Source organism: Flavobacteriales bacterium (genome assembly GCA_016713875.1).
GTDB lineage: Bacteria > Bacteroidota > Bacteroidia > Flavobacteriales_F > PHOS-HE28 > PHOS-HE28.
Genome location: JADJOI010000003.1, coordinates 840,970 through 855,399, shown reverse-complemented (window position 1 = coordinate 855,399; position 14,430 = coordinate 840,970). Strand labels below are relative to the sequence as shown.

12 protein-coding genes are annotated in these 14,430 nt (G+C 64.6%); 8 read left to right on the top strand and 4 right to left on the bottom strand.

Annotation, left to right across the window (positions count from 1 at the left end; translation table 11 throughout):
* Positions 1-2: 2 nt before the first annotated feature.
* Both IPJ87_05065 and IPJ87_05060 read right to left on the bottom strand, forming a co-directional pair.
* Positions 3-1,859, bottom strand: a complete 1,857-nt coding sequence (locus tag IPJ87_05065; protein MBK7941231.1) for a T9SS type A sorting domain-containing protein — start codon at positions 1,857-1,859, stop codon at positions 3-5.
* Between the two features lie 86 nt (positions 1,860-1,945).
* A complete protein-coding gene (locus tag IPJ87_05060; GenBank protein ID MBK7941230.1) occupies positions 1,946-4,048 on the bottom strand; it encodes a ComEC/Rec2 family competence protein in 2,103 nt (700 codons plus the stop codon).
* Positions 4,049-4,124: 76 nt separating this feature from the next.
* Between IPJ87_05060 and IPJ87_05055 the strand changes: the two genes are divergently transcribed.
* Positions 4,125-5,333 (top strand): SGNH/GDSL hydrolase family protein, encoded by a 1,209-nt coding sequence (locus tag IPJ87_05055; GenBank protein MBK7941229.1) that lies wholly within the window; start codon positions 4,125-4,127, stop codon positions 5,331-5,333.
* Here IPJ87_05055 and IPJ87_05050 read toward each other — a convergent pair.
* Positions 5,305-6,477, bottom strand: coding sequence for a class I SAM-dependent rRNA methyltransferase (locus IPJ87_05050; protein MBK7941228.1), 1,173 nt, complete (start codon positions 6,475-6,477; stop codon positions 5,305-5,307). The two genes, IPJ87_05055 and IPJ87_05050, sit on opposite strands and share 29 nt — an antisense overlap.
* Before the next feature lie 613 nt (positions 6,478-7,090).
* Here IPJ87_05050 and IPJ87_05045 point away from each other — a divergent pair.
* Positions 7,091-8,248, top strand: a complete 1,158-nt coding sequence (locus IPJ87_05045) for a 3-hydroxybutyryl-CoA dehydrogenase (protein MBK7941227.1) — start codon at positions 7,091-7,093, stop codon at positions 8,246-8,248.
* 85 nt (positions 8,249-8,333) lie between these two features.
* Entirely contained in the window at positions 8,334-8,963 is a 630-nt protein-coding gene (locus IPJ87_05040; GenBank protein MBK7941226.1) for a YceI family protein, read from the top strand.
* 51 nt (positions 8,964-9,014) lie between these two features.
* Here the strand turns inward: IPJ87_05040 and IPJ87_05035 are convergent, their stop codons facing one another.
* Entirely contained in the window at positions 9,015-9,677 is a 663-nt protein-coding gene (locus tag IPJ87_05035; GenBank protein MBK7941225.1) for a DUF2461 domain-containing protein, read from the bottom strand.
* 36 nt (positions 9,678-9,713) lie between these two features.
* Here IPJ87_05035 and IPJ87_05030 point away from each other — a divergent pair, with 36 nt between their 5' ends.
* From IPJ87_05030 to IPJ87_05010, 5 genes are all read left to right on the top strand, one after another.
* Complete coding sequence (locus tag IPJ87_05030; protein MBK7941224.1) at positions 9,714-10,244, top strand: methylated-DNA--[protein]-cysteine S-methyltransferase; 531 nt, start codon at positions 9,714-9,716, stop codon at positions 10,242-10,244.
* 77 nt (positions 10,245-10,321) lie between these two features.
* Positions 10,322-11,245 (top strand): ATP-binding cassette domain-containing protein, encoded by a 924-nt coding sequence (locus IPJ87_05025; GenBank protein MBK7941223.1) that lies wholly within the window; start codon positions 10,322-10,324, stop codon positions 11,243-11,245.
* 63 nt (positions 11,246-11,308) lie between these two features.
* Positions 11,309-11,977 (top strand): ABC transporter permease subunit, encoded by a 669-nt coding sequence (locus IPJ87_05020; GenBank protein MBK7941222.1) that lies wholly within the window; start codon positions 11,309-11,311, stop codon positions 11,975-11,977.
* A 4-nt stretch (positions 11,978-11,981) separates the two neighbouring features.
* A complete protein-coding gene (locus IPJ87_05015; GenBank protein MBK7941221.1) occupies positions 11,982-13,496 on the top strand; it encodes a Gldg family protein in 1,515 nt (504 codons plus the stop codon).
* Positions 13,486-14,382, top strand: a complete 897-nt coding sequence (locus IPJ87_05010; protein MBK7941220.1) for a hypothetical protein — start codon at positions 13,486-13,488, stop codon at positions 14,380-14,382. The genes IPJ87_05015 and IPJ87_05010 overlap by 11 nt, the downstream gene beginning before the upstream one ends.
* Positions 14,383-14,430: the final 48 nt, after the last annotated feature.

The window sequence follows — 14,430 nt, the reverse complement described above, 5'->3', positions numbered from 1 at the left end:
CATCAGCGACGCACCACGACCCGTTGCGCCTCGCGTCGATCGGTGGTGGCGACGATCACCGTGTAGACCCCGACAGGCAAGGCCGACACATCCATCTCGCTGACCCCATCGCCCAGGCTCAGGGGCACCTGGATCGACCGGCCCAGTTCGTCCACCAACTCCACCTTCACCGCCGGGGCCAGGGGCCCATGCACCACCACCACCCTGTCGCTGGCCGGATTGGGGAAGACGTGCACACCGGCGTTCGCGGCATCGAACTGCACGGCCACTGCATCGGATGTGGTGGAGGTGCCGTCGTGATCGGTCTGGCGGAGCCTGTAGTATGACAGGCGCGGCAGCGGCCGGTCGTCCAATGCGACGTATTGCTGTTCGCTTTGTGAGTCACCAGCTCCAGGCACCATGAGGACCGGTGCCCAGAGAAGTCCATCCGGTGAGCGTTCCACGGTGAAGTATGCGTTGTTCAGCTCAGTGGCCGTGGCCCACCTCAGCCGCACCTGTGCGTTCACGGGGATGGCTTGGAAACTGAGCAGCTCGACCGGCATTGGTGTGGACAGCCCGGTGAGGATCCCGGTGTTGTTGGAGCCGGCGCCACTGTTGGCGTAGGTGCTGCAGGGGGTCTCGTTGCAGCCCCCCTGACCATTGACCGTGTTGGTCGTGATGTTGGTGGTGGGTTGCGGACCGCTGAAGATCACCGCGCCCTGGCCACCACCGCCGCCGCCGCCATGGGTGCTGGAGTTCACCGAACCGCCATTGCCACCGTTCGCGCGGATGGTGAGCGGACACCCGGCCGCCACGGACCAGGTGGCCGCATCGATGAGGATGGTGCCTCCGGCACCACCCCCGCCGGCGCCGTCGTTGCCTGAAGTGGCTGCCGTGGCCCCGTTGGCCGAGATCACCAACGAGCAGGTACCGGTGGTGGTGATGCCGCCGGCCTCGATGAGGATGATACCCCCTCCGTTCGCGCCGTTGGTGGATGCGTCATCATTGCCTTCGCCACCACCACCGCCGCCGCCCATGAAGACGCGCGTCCCGCTGATGTGACCGCTGAGGGCGATGCCCCCGATCCCGCCAGCATCCGCCGTACAGCTCCAGCCCAGGACCGCGCTGCCTCCGGCCGTGTAGTTGCCTCCTCCCCCGCCGCCGCCGTTCACCTGGTTCGCTCCACCACCACCGTTGATGATCTTGCCCCTGCCGTCGCGCCAGTTGTTGTTCGTGAGGCGATAGATGCCCTCGCCTTTCTCGGCGAAATACTCCGTGCCGGCCGCCGTGCTGCTCCACCGGAAGTCGGTGGTGTTGCACGGCAACGAGTAGCTGAACCGGTCCCGCGCACCTCCGCGGAACCCCGAAGCATCGGCCGTGATGCTGTGCTGTAGGGTCAGCGTGCCACCGACGCGGAACGCGACCACCCCGCCCAGGGTGCCGTTCCAGGCCAGGGCGCTGATGTTGCCCGTCGTCGTGTAGTTGCCTCCGGCGCCCAGCAGCTCGTGCGTGATGGCCTGCACCCGCGCGTTGGTGCCGATGTTGAACGTGATCCCCGGCGCCGTCACCAAGGTGATGCTAGTGAGGGTACCGGCCACCCGCGTCACCGAGGCGATGCGACGCACCTCGAACCGGCCGGCCTGCTGGATGGCGGACAAGTTGCCGAAGGCTGCATTGTTGCCCGTGTTCGTTCCGATGACGTTGTCCTGCACCTGCATGATGACGATGTCCTTCCCGGCTTGGAACAGGGCAGCCGCCTCATTGGTCGCGCCCACCGTGAGCGTACTCCCGGCGATGGCGGTGATCTCCGCGTAGCCGTTGATCACTTGGGCATGAAGGCCGGTGGTGGCGAACAAGAAGACGAGGTGCAGAGAGCGCATGGGTCGGTCCGTTGAGCGGACCGTTGAACGCGGCTGTGGCCCAGTAGGTTCCACGGCGCCGTGGCCGGGCCCGGTCCCTCTTGGAGCTAGGCTGGCCCCGACGCTACGCGGACAAAGGCCCCGTCACGCCGTACGTCGTGGCAGGCCAACCCGAGCTCGGTGCAGCGCTTCCGAAGACGCCAGCGCTGCAGCCCATCCATGGAGCCGGACAGGACCACCTGGCCTCCGGAGCGAAGTCGAGCGAGCGCAGCGTCGGCCGCCTGTTCCTGCTCCGCGATGAAGACCAGGACATCGAACGCGGGTCCACCGCTCGCCAAGGGGGTGGCATCCACCACCAGTACGCTCATCCCCGCACCGAACCAAGCGCACTTACCACCCGCGGAGAAACCGGCCCGGACCGGCTGCGCGGCGTGGAGATCGATGACCGAGAGCGTGTCCAATACGTTGGCACCGCTTGACCGGGTGAACCGCTCGATCCGTTGTCGTGCGTTCGCCAGCCCCGGAACGCTCTCCAGCACCACGGCATGCGGGCCTTCGCGAAGAGCCATCACCAGACCGGCCCGTTCCTCGAAGATCACGAGCTCCCGCGCCGAAGAGGTGTGCAGGACCTGGGTTGAGATGCTTATCGCCAGCACCGGCAGAATGGCGAGCGCCACCCAGCGCCCAAGCCGTTGACCGCCCAGGCGATCGAGGCAGATGGCCAGGACAATGGCCATGATCAACGCCCCTTGGACATCGGTGACACGCACATCGGGATAAGCGAACGGTGCATCCGCGAAGAACCGGCCCACTCTGCCCAACAGCAGCACCAACCCGCCCAAGGCGTCGGCGATGAACGGACCGAGGACAGGTATCGGCAGCGTAAGCAGGAGCAACAGACCACCAATGACCCCGATGTTGACCAACGTGACGATGATGATGTTGGCCGGCAGGAACCAGACCGGGAAAGCCTTGAATACGGCGAGGGAGACGGGCGTGGTGAACAACTGAGCAGCGAGGGAGACCGCGATGAGCGACCAACAATATCGCAGCACCACGTTACCCGGAGACCACAAGCGGCGGATGGGATCATAGCAGAGCACGATGCCAAGGACGGCCAGGAAGGACAGTTGGAAGCTGAGCTGGAAGAGCATCCGCGGGTCCCAGACAAGAAGCAGCAAGGCCGACCCCGCAAGGGTGTTCAGTGTGGCGGAGCGGCGCTCCGAGAGGCCGGCGATGACGAACAGCGAGCACATCACCGTGGCACGCAACACGGAGGGCGTCGCACCGGTGATACCGGCATAGCCCCACAGCACCAGCAACGCGATGACAGCGCGTGACCAACGCGCAACGCCCCCTCCACCCAGCGGCTTGAGCAGGGCCATGAGCACCCAGTAGATCAACGCCACATGCATTCCGCTCACAGCAAGCACGTGCATGGTGCCACTTCGGGCGAACGCATCCTTCTGCGCGGCGTCCAATTCGTTGCGGATCCCCAACAGCAGGGCGAGCACCACGGCACGTTCCCGATCGGGAAGTCCACTGCGGTCGAGCCATCGCCACACGCGTTCCTGGGCAGGGAGGAAGAGGTCCGTCCATCGCCATCGATGTGCGAGGTGGCGCCATTGACCGGCCTCCACGAAGCCTTGGTCATGGATCCCGCGCGGACCGACCCAGGCACGTACATCGAATCCCCCAGGGTCGGGCGTACGCGTCGGTGGGCTCAGGCCAGCATGGACCATGAGCACATCGCCGGGCCGGACGAGGGGAGCCAGGGAGTCCTTGGCGAGTGTCAACAGGGTCAACGAGCTCGTTGCGGCCGTGCCATCCGCGGACCAGGACCTCAGCAACCTTGCGTCGCACCGAACATGACGGGCCGATGCGCCATGCACAACCTCCACTTCCACCAGATGCGCGCCCTCCGCACCCTGTGGAGGTCGCGTGTCCGCGGTACGGAGGGCCCACCAACAGACACCTGTGATCAGTAAAGCCGGCGTCGCGGCCGCATAGGGCAGCCAGCGCAGGCGGAAGGGGAACGGAACGAACGCTGGCAGAGCGACCAACGTCAGGGCCAAGGTCGCCAGGACGACCACAAGGGTCGTGGAGAGGGAGAACAACGACCCGAGCCCCAGGCCGGCGGCGAACGGCAGAGCGAACCGCAGCATGGGCGCGCAGTGCCATCCGGACCAGAACAACGATGATCGCTCCATGGCCACCGACCCAAGGTATCCGATCGTCCCGTACCGTCGGCGGCGGTGGGTACTTTCGCCGATCAACCCGGTCCACATGTCCAACCCTACAGCACCCGTGCGCCGCTCTTCCTGGGGACGGATCGGGTACGTTCTCTTCCTGTTGGTGTTCACCATCGCCTGCGTGGAACTGGGCGCGCGCTACTACCTGGGCCATGTGCTGCACAAGGCCAGCGAGAATAAGTTCCGGTTCAACTCCTATCGGGTGTACGAACATGTGCCCGGCTATGAGGAGCGCGACGGCGATCGGGTCCGGTTGGCCATCAATGCGAACGGGTTCCGGCGCTCGGAGGATGTGCCCTTGACCAAGCCGCCTGGCACCGTCCGCATCTTCTTCCTAGGGGGCTCGGCAGCCCATGGGATCAGCAGCGCAGCACCCTATCCGGTGGTTCATGTGGACCAGACCGCGACCGTGGACGCCCACTTGGAACGACTGCTCAACGAAGCGATGCCGGGGACGCGGATCGAAGTGATCAATGCGGCCGTCACCGGCTACCAGGTGTTCCAACACACCCAGTACCTGCTCACCGAGCTGTTGTCCTATGACCCCGACATGGTCATCTTCTTCGATGGCGCGAACGACCACTATGTGAACGACCCGGACTACCGCTATATGGAGGATTTCCGCTATCAGTTCTGGCGTGCACGCCTACAGGAGCCCTCCGCAGGCGGCCTGTTCACCTACCTGGGCCACTGGCTCTCGCGCTATAGCGCCGCATTCAGGGGATTCATGGCCTGGAGCATGATCCGCGATGCGGTGCGGTGTGGTGAACGCGTGGACTGGCAGGCGACCTTTGTGGACGATGCGACCACGGTCAGCGATCACAAGGCCATCTCCCGCGATCAATTCCTACGGGCCATCGAGACCAATCTCTTTTTGCTCCGGCGCGATGGGGTGAAGGCCGTGCTTTGCCTGCAACCGATGCTGGTACTTCGCGATACATCGCTACTGGCCACCGAGGAGCGTGCGTTCCTTCATCAGGACCCGAACGTGAAGGCGCTCTACCCAGTGGTGCTCGAGGAGCTGAACGACATGGCGCAACGCTGGCGCGTACCGTTGGTCGACCTGAACGTTCCGTTCAACGACCCATCGCACAACGGACGCCAGCTCCTGATCGATTACTGCCACCTGAACGGAGCCGGCGGAGAGGTCTGTGCAAAAGCCCTGCTGCCCGTGGTCCAGCTCCTGCTTCGGCCGACCGCCATGGACAGCAGTGCTACAGCACCTGCAAGATCAGGCACTTGAGGTACAGGCTCTCCGGGATGCTCCAATGCACCGGGTGGTCTGGCGGCTGGGTCCCGTAGTAGACCTCCCGCAGCTGCCGTCGGGCGTCCTTTGCGGCATCGGCGATCATGGCGCGGAACAGGTCCGGCGCCATGTGCTGGCTGCAACTGCAGGTGACCAGGAACCCGCCGCGCGGCAGGCATTTCATGGCGCGCAGGTTGATCTCCTTATAACCCCGCGTGGCGCCAGCGACCGTCGCACGGCTTTTGGCGAAGGCCGGTGGATCCAGCACGACCACATCCCACTTTCGACCGGTGCGCCCTGCTTCCGTGAGGAAGTCGAACACGTTGGCCTCCCGGAACGAACACCGGTCGGCCGATCCGTTCAACTCGGCATTGGCCGCCGCAGCCTGAATGGCCGAAGGGCTGATGTCCAGGCCCTCCACCCGCGCCGCGCCATAGTGGGCGGCATGCAGCGCGAAGCCCCCCGTGTGGGTGAAGCAATCCAGCACGTGCGCGCCTGCGACCACCGGAGCGATGGCGGCATGGTTCACGCGCTGGTCGAGGAAGTGGCCCGTCTTCTGGCCTTCCGCCACATCGACCTGCACCTTCAACCCGTTCTCCACAATGGGGAAGCGCGTCGTGAACGCGTCGCTGAGGAAGCCCTTGATCGGCTGAAGACCTTCCTTTTCCCGGATGGGCACGTCGTTGCGCTCGTAGAACCGGGTCACACCGGTCATTTCGCGGAGCGCTTCCACCAGGCTGTGCTTCCAACGGTCCATGCCCAAGCTCAAGGTCTGGAGCACGATGGTGTCGCCGAACTTGTCGGCGACACAAGCCGGCAGACCATCTGATTCACCGAAGATCAACCGGCATGAGGTGGTATCCACCATCCGTTGGCGGAAAGCCCAAGCCTCTTTCACCTTTCTGAAGAAGAAGGCATCGTCGATCGGCTCGTCAAGGTCGGCGGTCAGGATCCGGACCTGGATCTTGCTGGCCGGGTTGAAATACCCTTGACCGATCGGTCGCCGTCGGTCATCGAAGACCTGCACCACGTCGCCAGGCTTGGGATCGCCCTCCACACGCACCACCTGGTTGTCAAAGATCCACGGATGGCCGTTGCGGACCCGGTCGCGTGGGTCGCGGATGATGGTGCGATGGCGCATGGGAGGCGCAAGGTAGAGGCTGGTCGGAGCCGCGTTCTGCCGACATATGTATGGCCATACATACGTTACGACGCTCAGATCCGGTCCGAGGGCCGTGTTCGAAAGAACGCCCTCCGTGGCACGGCTCTGATGTTCAGCGCATTCAACGTTGTTCTGCCGGGCGAGCGCGAGGCGTAATGCGCTAGCTCTCGATCCGGAAGTATGTATGGCCATACATACGTTCAGAACGCATCAGAACATGGACGACCGGCTCCGAAGCCAGCACTGATCCTCTGTCCCTTCGCCCATTCACTGACCACACACGCACTGACCTTCGAAGCCTTGGTTTCAGAAAACCTCATGGAAATATGTATGGCCATACATACTTCCTGTCCGGGATATCGGCATTGAGCCATGCGCCCCCATCCCCACGCTTATATCAACCGCCTGATTAACAAGCGTGGAGCTCCCAGGTGCGTCCCTGGATCGAGTAGAGGTCGACACACACACCAACAGAAAGCATGTATGGCCATACATATGTTCCCGGGACATTCGCTTCTCAGCCAGTTCCCCGCCAGCCCCGAACTTCGCCTCCTTGACCGCCATCAACGCGGTGTTGATCATGGAAAGCTCGATGAACGTGGCGGTGATCGGTGCCGGGGCGATGGGCAGCGGCATTGCGCAGCTGGCTGCCCTGGCCGGTCATCCGGTGCGCCTGATGGATGCACGGCCGGAGGCCGCGCAACGCGCCGTGGACGCCATCCGCGAAACGCTCAACAAGCTGGCCGACAAGGGAAGGCTCACACCTACCGAAGCGGCTCAGGCCGGCGCGCGGCTGCAAGCCGTGGGGGCCGTGACCGAGCTCGCCGGTCCTGGTCTGGTCATCGAGGCCATCGTGGAGGATCTGTCGGCCAAACGCGAACTGTTCACCCGGCTCGGATCCGTGGTCGATGCCGACTGTGTGCTGGCCACGAACACCAGCAGCCTCAGCGTAACGGCCATCGCCGGGGCTTGCGCTCATCCCGAACGGGTGATCGGCCTTCACTTCTTCAACCCCGCACCTTTGATGCCGTTGGTGGAGGTGGTACCCGGGCTCGTCACCGATGTGGGGCTGGCCGAACGGTGCAGTATGTGGATGGAGCAATGGAGCAAGGTCCCGGTGGTCTGTAAGGACACGCCTGGGTTCATCGTCAACCGGGTGGCCCGCCCTTTCTACGGCGAAGCCCTGCGCATCTTCGACGAGGGGTTGGCGGACATGGCCACCATCGACCATGCCATGCGCACGGTCGGCGGCTTCCGCATGGGGCCTTTCGAGCTGATGGACCTCATTGGCAACGATGTCAACTTCGCCGTCACCCGCAGCGTGTTCGAGGCCTTCTTCTTCGATCCCCGCTACCGGCCCAGCCTCACCCAGCAGCGCCAGGTGGAGAGCGGTCGCCTGGGACGAAAGTCCGGGCGCGGCTACTACGACCACAGCGGCACGACCGCCCCTCCCGCGCCCAAGAACGATCCGGAACTGCAGGACATGATCTTCCGCCGGATCCTTGCAATGCTCATCAACGAGGCTGCGGATGCCCTCTACCACGGCATCGCCGACCGCGACGCCCTGGAGTTGGCCATGACCAAGGGTGTCAACTATCCCAAGGGCCTGCTGAGGTGGGCGGATGAGATCGGCCTGGACCGCTGCTTGTCCATGCTGCAAAGCCTGCAGACCGAATATGGGGAGGACCGATATCGACCTTCCCCCCTGCTGCGCAGGATGGTCCGCGAGGGTCGCACCTTCCATGGGTGATCCAACATCCGATCGTCGATCATTTATTTTCCATGGGATGTTTTCAAGGCTACATTTGCCGCCCCAAACCCCAACGATAGAACCGATGAAGCTCCAATTGTTCAGCGCCACCGCCATGGTGGCCCTTACCCTCGCCTCCTGCGGCGGCGGTAGCACCGCCGAAGGCGAAGGTGCGATCGACAGCGCGGCCTCCATGGCGGCCAAGGAAGTGACCTACGCTGTGGACATCGCGGCCAGCAAGCTCACTTGGAAAGGGGTGATGATCGGTGTGAAGTACCACGAGGGCACCATGGCCTTCACCGAGGGCAGCTTCACGGCCAAGGGCGGCCAGCTCGTCTCCGGAGGTTTCGTGGTGGACATGAAGAGCATGATGCCCGTCGACACCAACTACAACAAGGACTACACCAAGGAGAAGCTCACCGGCCACCTTGCCAGCCCTGACTTCTTCGCGGTCGACAGCTTCCCCACGGCCAGCTTCAAGGTGACCTCCGTGAGCGGCAATACCGCCACCGGCGAACTGAACGTGCGCGGCCGTATGGCCACCGAGACCGTCACCGACATCGTGATCAGCGAGGAGAACGGCATGGCCAACGCCAGCGGCAAGCTGGTGTTCAACCGCCAGAAGTACGGCGTGTCCTGGGCCAACCCGATGAAGGACATGGTGCTCAGCGACGACATCGAGATCGTGGTGTCGCTGGTGGGCAAGGGGCAATAAGCCCGGATCAAGTTGCGCGGAAGGCGACCCCCGGGGTCGCCTTCCGTCGTTTCAGGTCTTGCCCAGAAGGAATTCGTTCAAGGGTCGCATGGCCATATAGTGCTCCATGATCACGTCGGCCAGGTCCGGCGAAGTGACCTTGGATGCAGGCAGCTCGGCGCACCAGTAGAACTGTTTGTTGTAGAGCATGGGTTCACGCTCGGCCGCTTCGCGCAGGTCCGGGGGAAGCACCTTGTTCCGCTCTCCGAGCATCGTTCCGAACCGGCTGGTGAACGGCTTGGCCGTGTACAGCGATCGAAAGATGGCCGGCTTGGCAGCGATCCGTTCCCGGATGGTAAGAAGCGCCTCCTTCTCCGGCTGGTAGCTTCCGCCATAGATCGCCACCTTCTCTGGACCCAGCTCGATGTACATGCCGGGCACACCATGGTCCTTGCGTCCGGCCGCGGAGATGATCGCCGAGCACGCCAGCTTGTAGGGTGCTTTGTCCTTGCTGAAGCGTACGTCGCGATTGATGCGGAAGATCGCTTCCTGCGGGGTGATCCGTACCCGCTTGTCCAGCGCGCCAACCCGCGCGATCAGCTCGCCGACGAACGCCGTGAACGGCTCATTCACGCTCGCTTCATAGCGCTTGCGCTGCCCGTCGAACCACTCCTTGTTGTTCTGGGCCGCAAGCTCCTTGAAGAAGCGGTTGAAGTCCGGACCGAACCACGCCATGGCTGCCTATTTTGCGCGGAAGTTAATCCAATGCCCATGCCCACGGCCGCTCGCAGGACCCGCGCACCTGAGCTGTTCGCCCCGCTCCATGTCCTTGCCGTCGATGGTCCGCTCGGCAAGGTCTTCCTGGAGAGCGATGGAGCACTGATCACCCGCGTATCCTACGAAGCCATCACGGGCAATCGCAGCAAGACCCCGCCCCTGCTCTCCGAGGCCGCGCGCCAGGTGGACCACTACTTCACCGGAAAGCGGCGGACCTTCGACCTGCCCCTACAGCGGCTCGGCACCCGCTTCCAGCGGTTGGTCTGGGCTGCGATCGACGACATCCCGTACGGCCGCACGTTGACCTACCAGGCCATCGGGGAACGCATCGGTGGCCGCGCCTTGGGACGCACCGTGGGGCACGCCTGCGGCAGCAACCCATTGCCCATCCTGGTCCCCTGTCACCGGGTGATCGCCAGCGACGGGCTGCTCACCGGTTATGTGGGCGGGCTCTGGCGCAAGAAATGGCTGCTGGAGCATGAAGGGGCCCTGCCCAAGGAGCTCTTCTCCGACCCACCCCGTTGACCCACCCAGGCCGTTAACGTTTTTTCGCACACCACCCGAAGCCGCCGCACGTGGCCGGATATTTTTGCGCCGCTCACATGGACATCCGCATCGAAGGCCTCACCAAGCGCTACGGCCCGCAGGCCGCGGTGGATGGCATCAGCTTCGTGGTGCGGCCCGGTGAGGTGCTCGGTTTCCTGGGTCCCAACGGCGCCGGGAAGTCCACCACCATGAAGATGATCTGCGGCCTGCTCGCACCGGATGCGGGCGGCATCCATATCGGAGGCCGGTCGGTGCTGAGCGAGCTCCAGACCGTCCGCCGCCACATCGGCTATCTGCCGGAGAACAACCCATTGTACGAGGACATGCCCGTGCTCGACCACCTGCGTTTCGCGGCACGCGTGCAGGGCCTGTCCGATGGCCGGATCCGTGAGCGCCTGGCCGAGATGGTGCGCGTGTGCGGCCTCGATGCCGAGAAACACAAGCGCGTCGGAGAGCTTAGCAAGGGCTACCGCCAGCGCGTCGGCCTGGCCCAGGCGATGGTCCACGATCCCGAGGTGCTCATCCTCGATGAGCCCACGACCGGATTGGACCCCAACCAGATCGTGGAGATCCGGGAGCTGATCAAGGAAGTGGGCCGGGCCAAGACGGTCATCTTCAGCACCCACATCCTGCCCGAGGTGGAGGCCACGTGCGACCGCATCCTCATCATCAACAAGGGAAGGATCGTGGCCGATGGCACGCCGGGCGATCTGCGACGGCAGGCCCAAGGCCGCCCGCTGGTGCGGGTGCGGATCGAGGACGCTCCCCCTGGCGCCCCGGCCGCGGCCCTACGCGGCCTGCCAGGCGTGGAGGCCATGGAGGTCGCGGCCGACGGGGCCTTCCTCCTGCAAGCCGCTGCTGACGCCCACATCGCCCGCCCGGTCTATCGCCTGTGCGTGGACCGGGGCTGGACCCTCACCGAACTGCACTCCCCGGGCTCGCGCCTCGAGGATGTCTTCCGAGACCTTACGCTGAACTGATCCACCGTGCGTACGACCTGGACCATCGCCCGCCGGGAGCTCGCCTCCTTCTTCGACTCCCTCATGGCCTACATCCTGCTGGTGGTCTTCCTGGGCATCAGCGGTTTCTTCACCTGGTGGTTCGGCGCGGATGTGTTCATGCAGGGCCAGGCCGACCTCGGCAGCTTCTTCAACATCGCCTATTGGACGCTCTTCTTCTTCATCCCCGCCCTCACCATGCGCACCCTGGCCGAGGAACGTCGCACCGGCACCCTCGACCTGCTGCTCACCAAAGCCGTCACCGACTGGCAGGTGGTGCTCGGCAAGTTCACCTCCTGCCTGCTGCTGATCGCGGCGGCCCTTCTCTGCACCCTGCCCTACTACATCACCGTGGCCCGCATCGGGCCCATCGACCATGGCGCCGCCGTGTGCGGTTACCTGGCCTTGCTACTGATGAGCGCCAGCTACATCGGCATCGGGGTCTTCGCCAGCTCCATCACCAACAACCAGCTCGTGGCCTTCCTCATCGCCCTGGTCATCGGAGCGTGTTTCCACCTCCTCTTCGGGATCGTGGCCGCGTCGCTCACCGGATCCATGGGCCGCGTGTTCGACTTCCTGGGCATGGGCGTCCACTTCGACTCCATGTCGCGCGGCGTGGTGGACAGTCGCGATGTGCTCTACTTCCTGAGCATCGCCGCAGCAGGGCTCGTCGGCGCGGAACTTCAACTGGCCAAACGCGGACTGCAGCGCTGATGCCATGAGGACCAAGGCCGCCATGATCCGCTTCGGGCTGCTCTTCGCCGCCGTGCTGGTGCTGCTCAACCTCGTCGGCTCGCGGTACCACGTCCGTCTCGACCTCACCAGCGACCAGCGCTACACGCTGAGCAAAGCCACGCGCGACATCCTGAAGGACCTCCCCGAGGCCGCCACCATCACCGGCTACTTCACCGAGGACCTGCCTCCGGACCTGGCCGTGGCCCGCGATGAGTTCCGCGACCTGCTCGTGGAGTACGCCGAACGCTCCGGCGGCAACGTGGTGTACGAGATGATCGATCCGTCCACGGCCGACTCACTGGAACAACAGGCCTTGGAGACAGGCATCCGCCCTCTTCTGGTCAACACGCGGGAAAAGGACAAGGCCGAGCAGATCAAGGCCTTCATGGGCGCCGTGGTGCGCATGGGCGAGCAGCAGGCCGTGATCCCTGTTGTGCAGCCCGGATCGCCCATGGAGTGGGAGCTCAGCTCCCGCATCAAGGAAGTGAGCGTGCAGGAGAAGCCCGTGGTCGGCATCATGCAGGGGCACGGCGAACCCTCGGTGAACGCCATGGCCCAGGCCATGCAGGGCCTCAGCGTCCTCTACAGCGTGGAGCCCATGACCATTTACGACACCATGCCGGTGCACGGCCGCTTCCGCACCATCGCCATCATCGACCCTGCGGACACCATCAGCCCCATGGCGCTGCAGCGGTTGGAAGAGTTCATGGCGCGCGGCGGAGGGGTGGTCGTCGCCTTCAGCAATGCCGCCGCCGACCTGCAGCGCACGCCCCTCGTGGAGCTGCGCTACACGGGGATCGACGCGTGGCTCGCACGCCACGGCCTGCGCGCCGACCTCGACCTGGTGACCGACGCCCAGTGCGGCCAGGTGCAGGTGATGCAGCAGAGGGGTTTCTTCAATCTGCAAACGGCCATGGCCTTCCCCTACTTCCCCCTGGTGACCCGCTTCGGTGAGCATCCGGTGGCTTCAGGCCTTGAGGCCGTCGTGATGCAGTTCGCCCGCTCGTTCACGGTCACCGGCGACAGCACCTACCGTTACACCCCGCTGCTCTCCACCAGCGACCGCACCGGCTCGGTGGCCCTTCCGCACGAGGTCGACCTGCAGCGCCAATGGACCGATGCCGACTTCACCCAGGCCCCTCGCCACCTCGCCTTCGCCGTTGAAGGGCCCTTCGGCAATGGACCCGGCGCACGCCTCGTGGTGATCGGCAACGGCAACTTCGCCACGGGCGCGGAAGGCGGCCAGCTGAACCCGGACAACGTGAACCTGCTGGTGAACGCCGTGGACTGGGTGAGCGATCAGACCGGACTCATCGACCTGCGCGGCAAGGGCGTCAACTACAGGCCGCTCGATGAGCTGAGCGATGCCGAGCGCGGCACGCTCAAGTGGTCCAACCTGCTGCTCCCCATCCTGCTCGTGATCGCAGGAGGCGTGCTGCGCATGCAGTGGCGACGCCGCCAACGAAAGGCCCGAACGGCCCCCGGCCATGTGGAGTAACCTCAGCACCCGGGCCCTGCTCATCGCCATCGGCGTGCTCGGCCTGCTCTTCCTCATCTCCAACCTGTGGAGCCCGCGCGCCAAGGACCGCAGCTTCCGCGATGTGGTGATGACCCTGGACACCGCCGCGGTCACCGGCTTCTCCCTCTTCCCCAGCGCGATGCGGCCCGCGGAACTGCACTTCGACCGCAGCCCCGATGGATGGACGGTGAGCCTGGACGGCCGCACCCATCGCGCTGACGATGAACGTGTCCGCGAGTTCCTCGGAGGCCACGCCCACATGCGCAGCAAGCGGCTCACGGGCTTCATGGACCTGGTGAAGGAGCGCTATGACCTCACCGACAGCCTTCGCGAGACCGCCGTGTTCAGGCTGGTGGACGGTCCGGAGCGCACCGTGCATTACGGGCGGAACACCTTCGCACCCGGCCAGGTGGGCATGTGGTCCACGGTGAACCTCCCGGGCGAGGACGAGGTCTTCTCGGTGGAGGGCACCATGAGCATGCTGGCGGAACAACCCCTGGCCGAATGGCGGCCCAAGTGGCTGGTACGCGGTGATCCCGCGCGGATCCAGCGTCTCCGGTTCAGCTATTCCATGGATACCGCCTTCGTGGTGGAGCGTATAGGCAACATGTGGATGGTGGACGCCGATACCGCGGATCAGAGCAAGGTGGACGGCTATCTGGCCCCCCTTGTCCGCTCACGCACCCAGGCCTTTGCGGACACGGTGAACATCGCCGGGCTGAACCCCGACTACGGACTGGAAGTGAGCTTCGATGATGGCCGCGCGCCCATCGCGGTCAGCATCTACACCGGCTGGTCGGGGTTGGTAGTACCACCTCGCTCGACCCCGGATCGAAGATGCGGTTCGACCCCTCGCGCGAGCTGACGCGCATGTTCAAGACACGCGGATTCTTCCTGCCCTAAGAACCTGTTT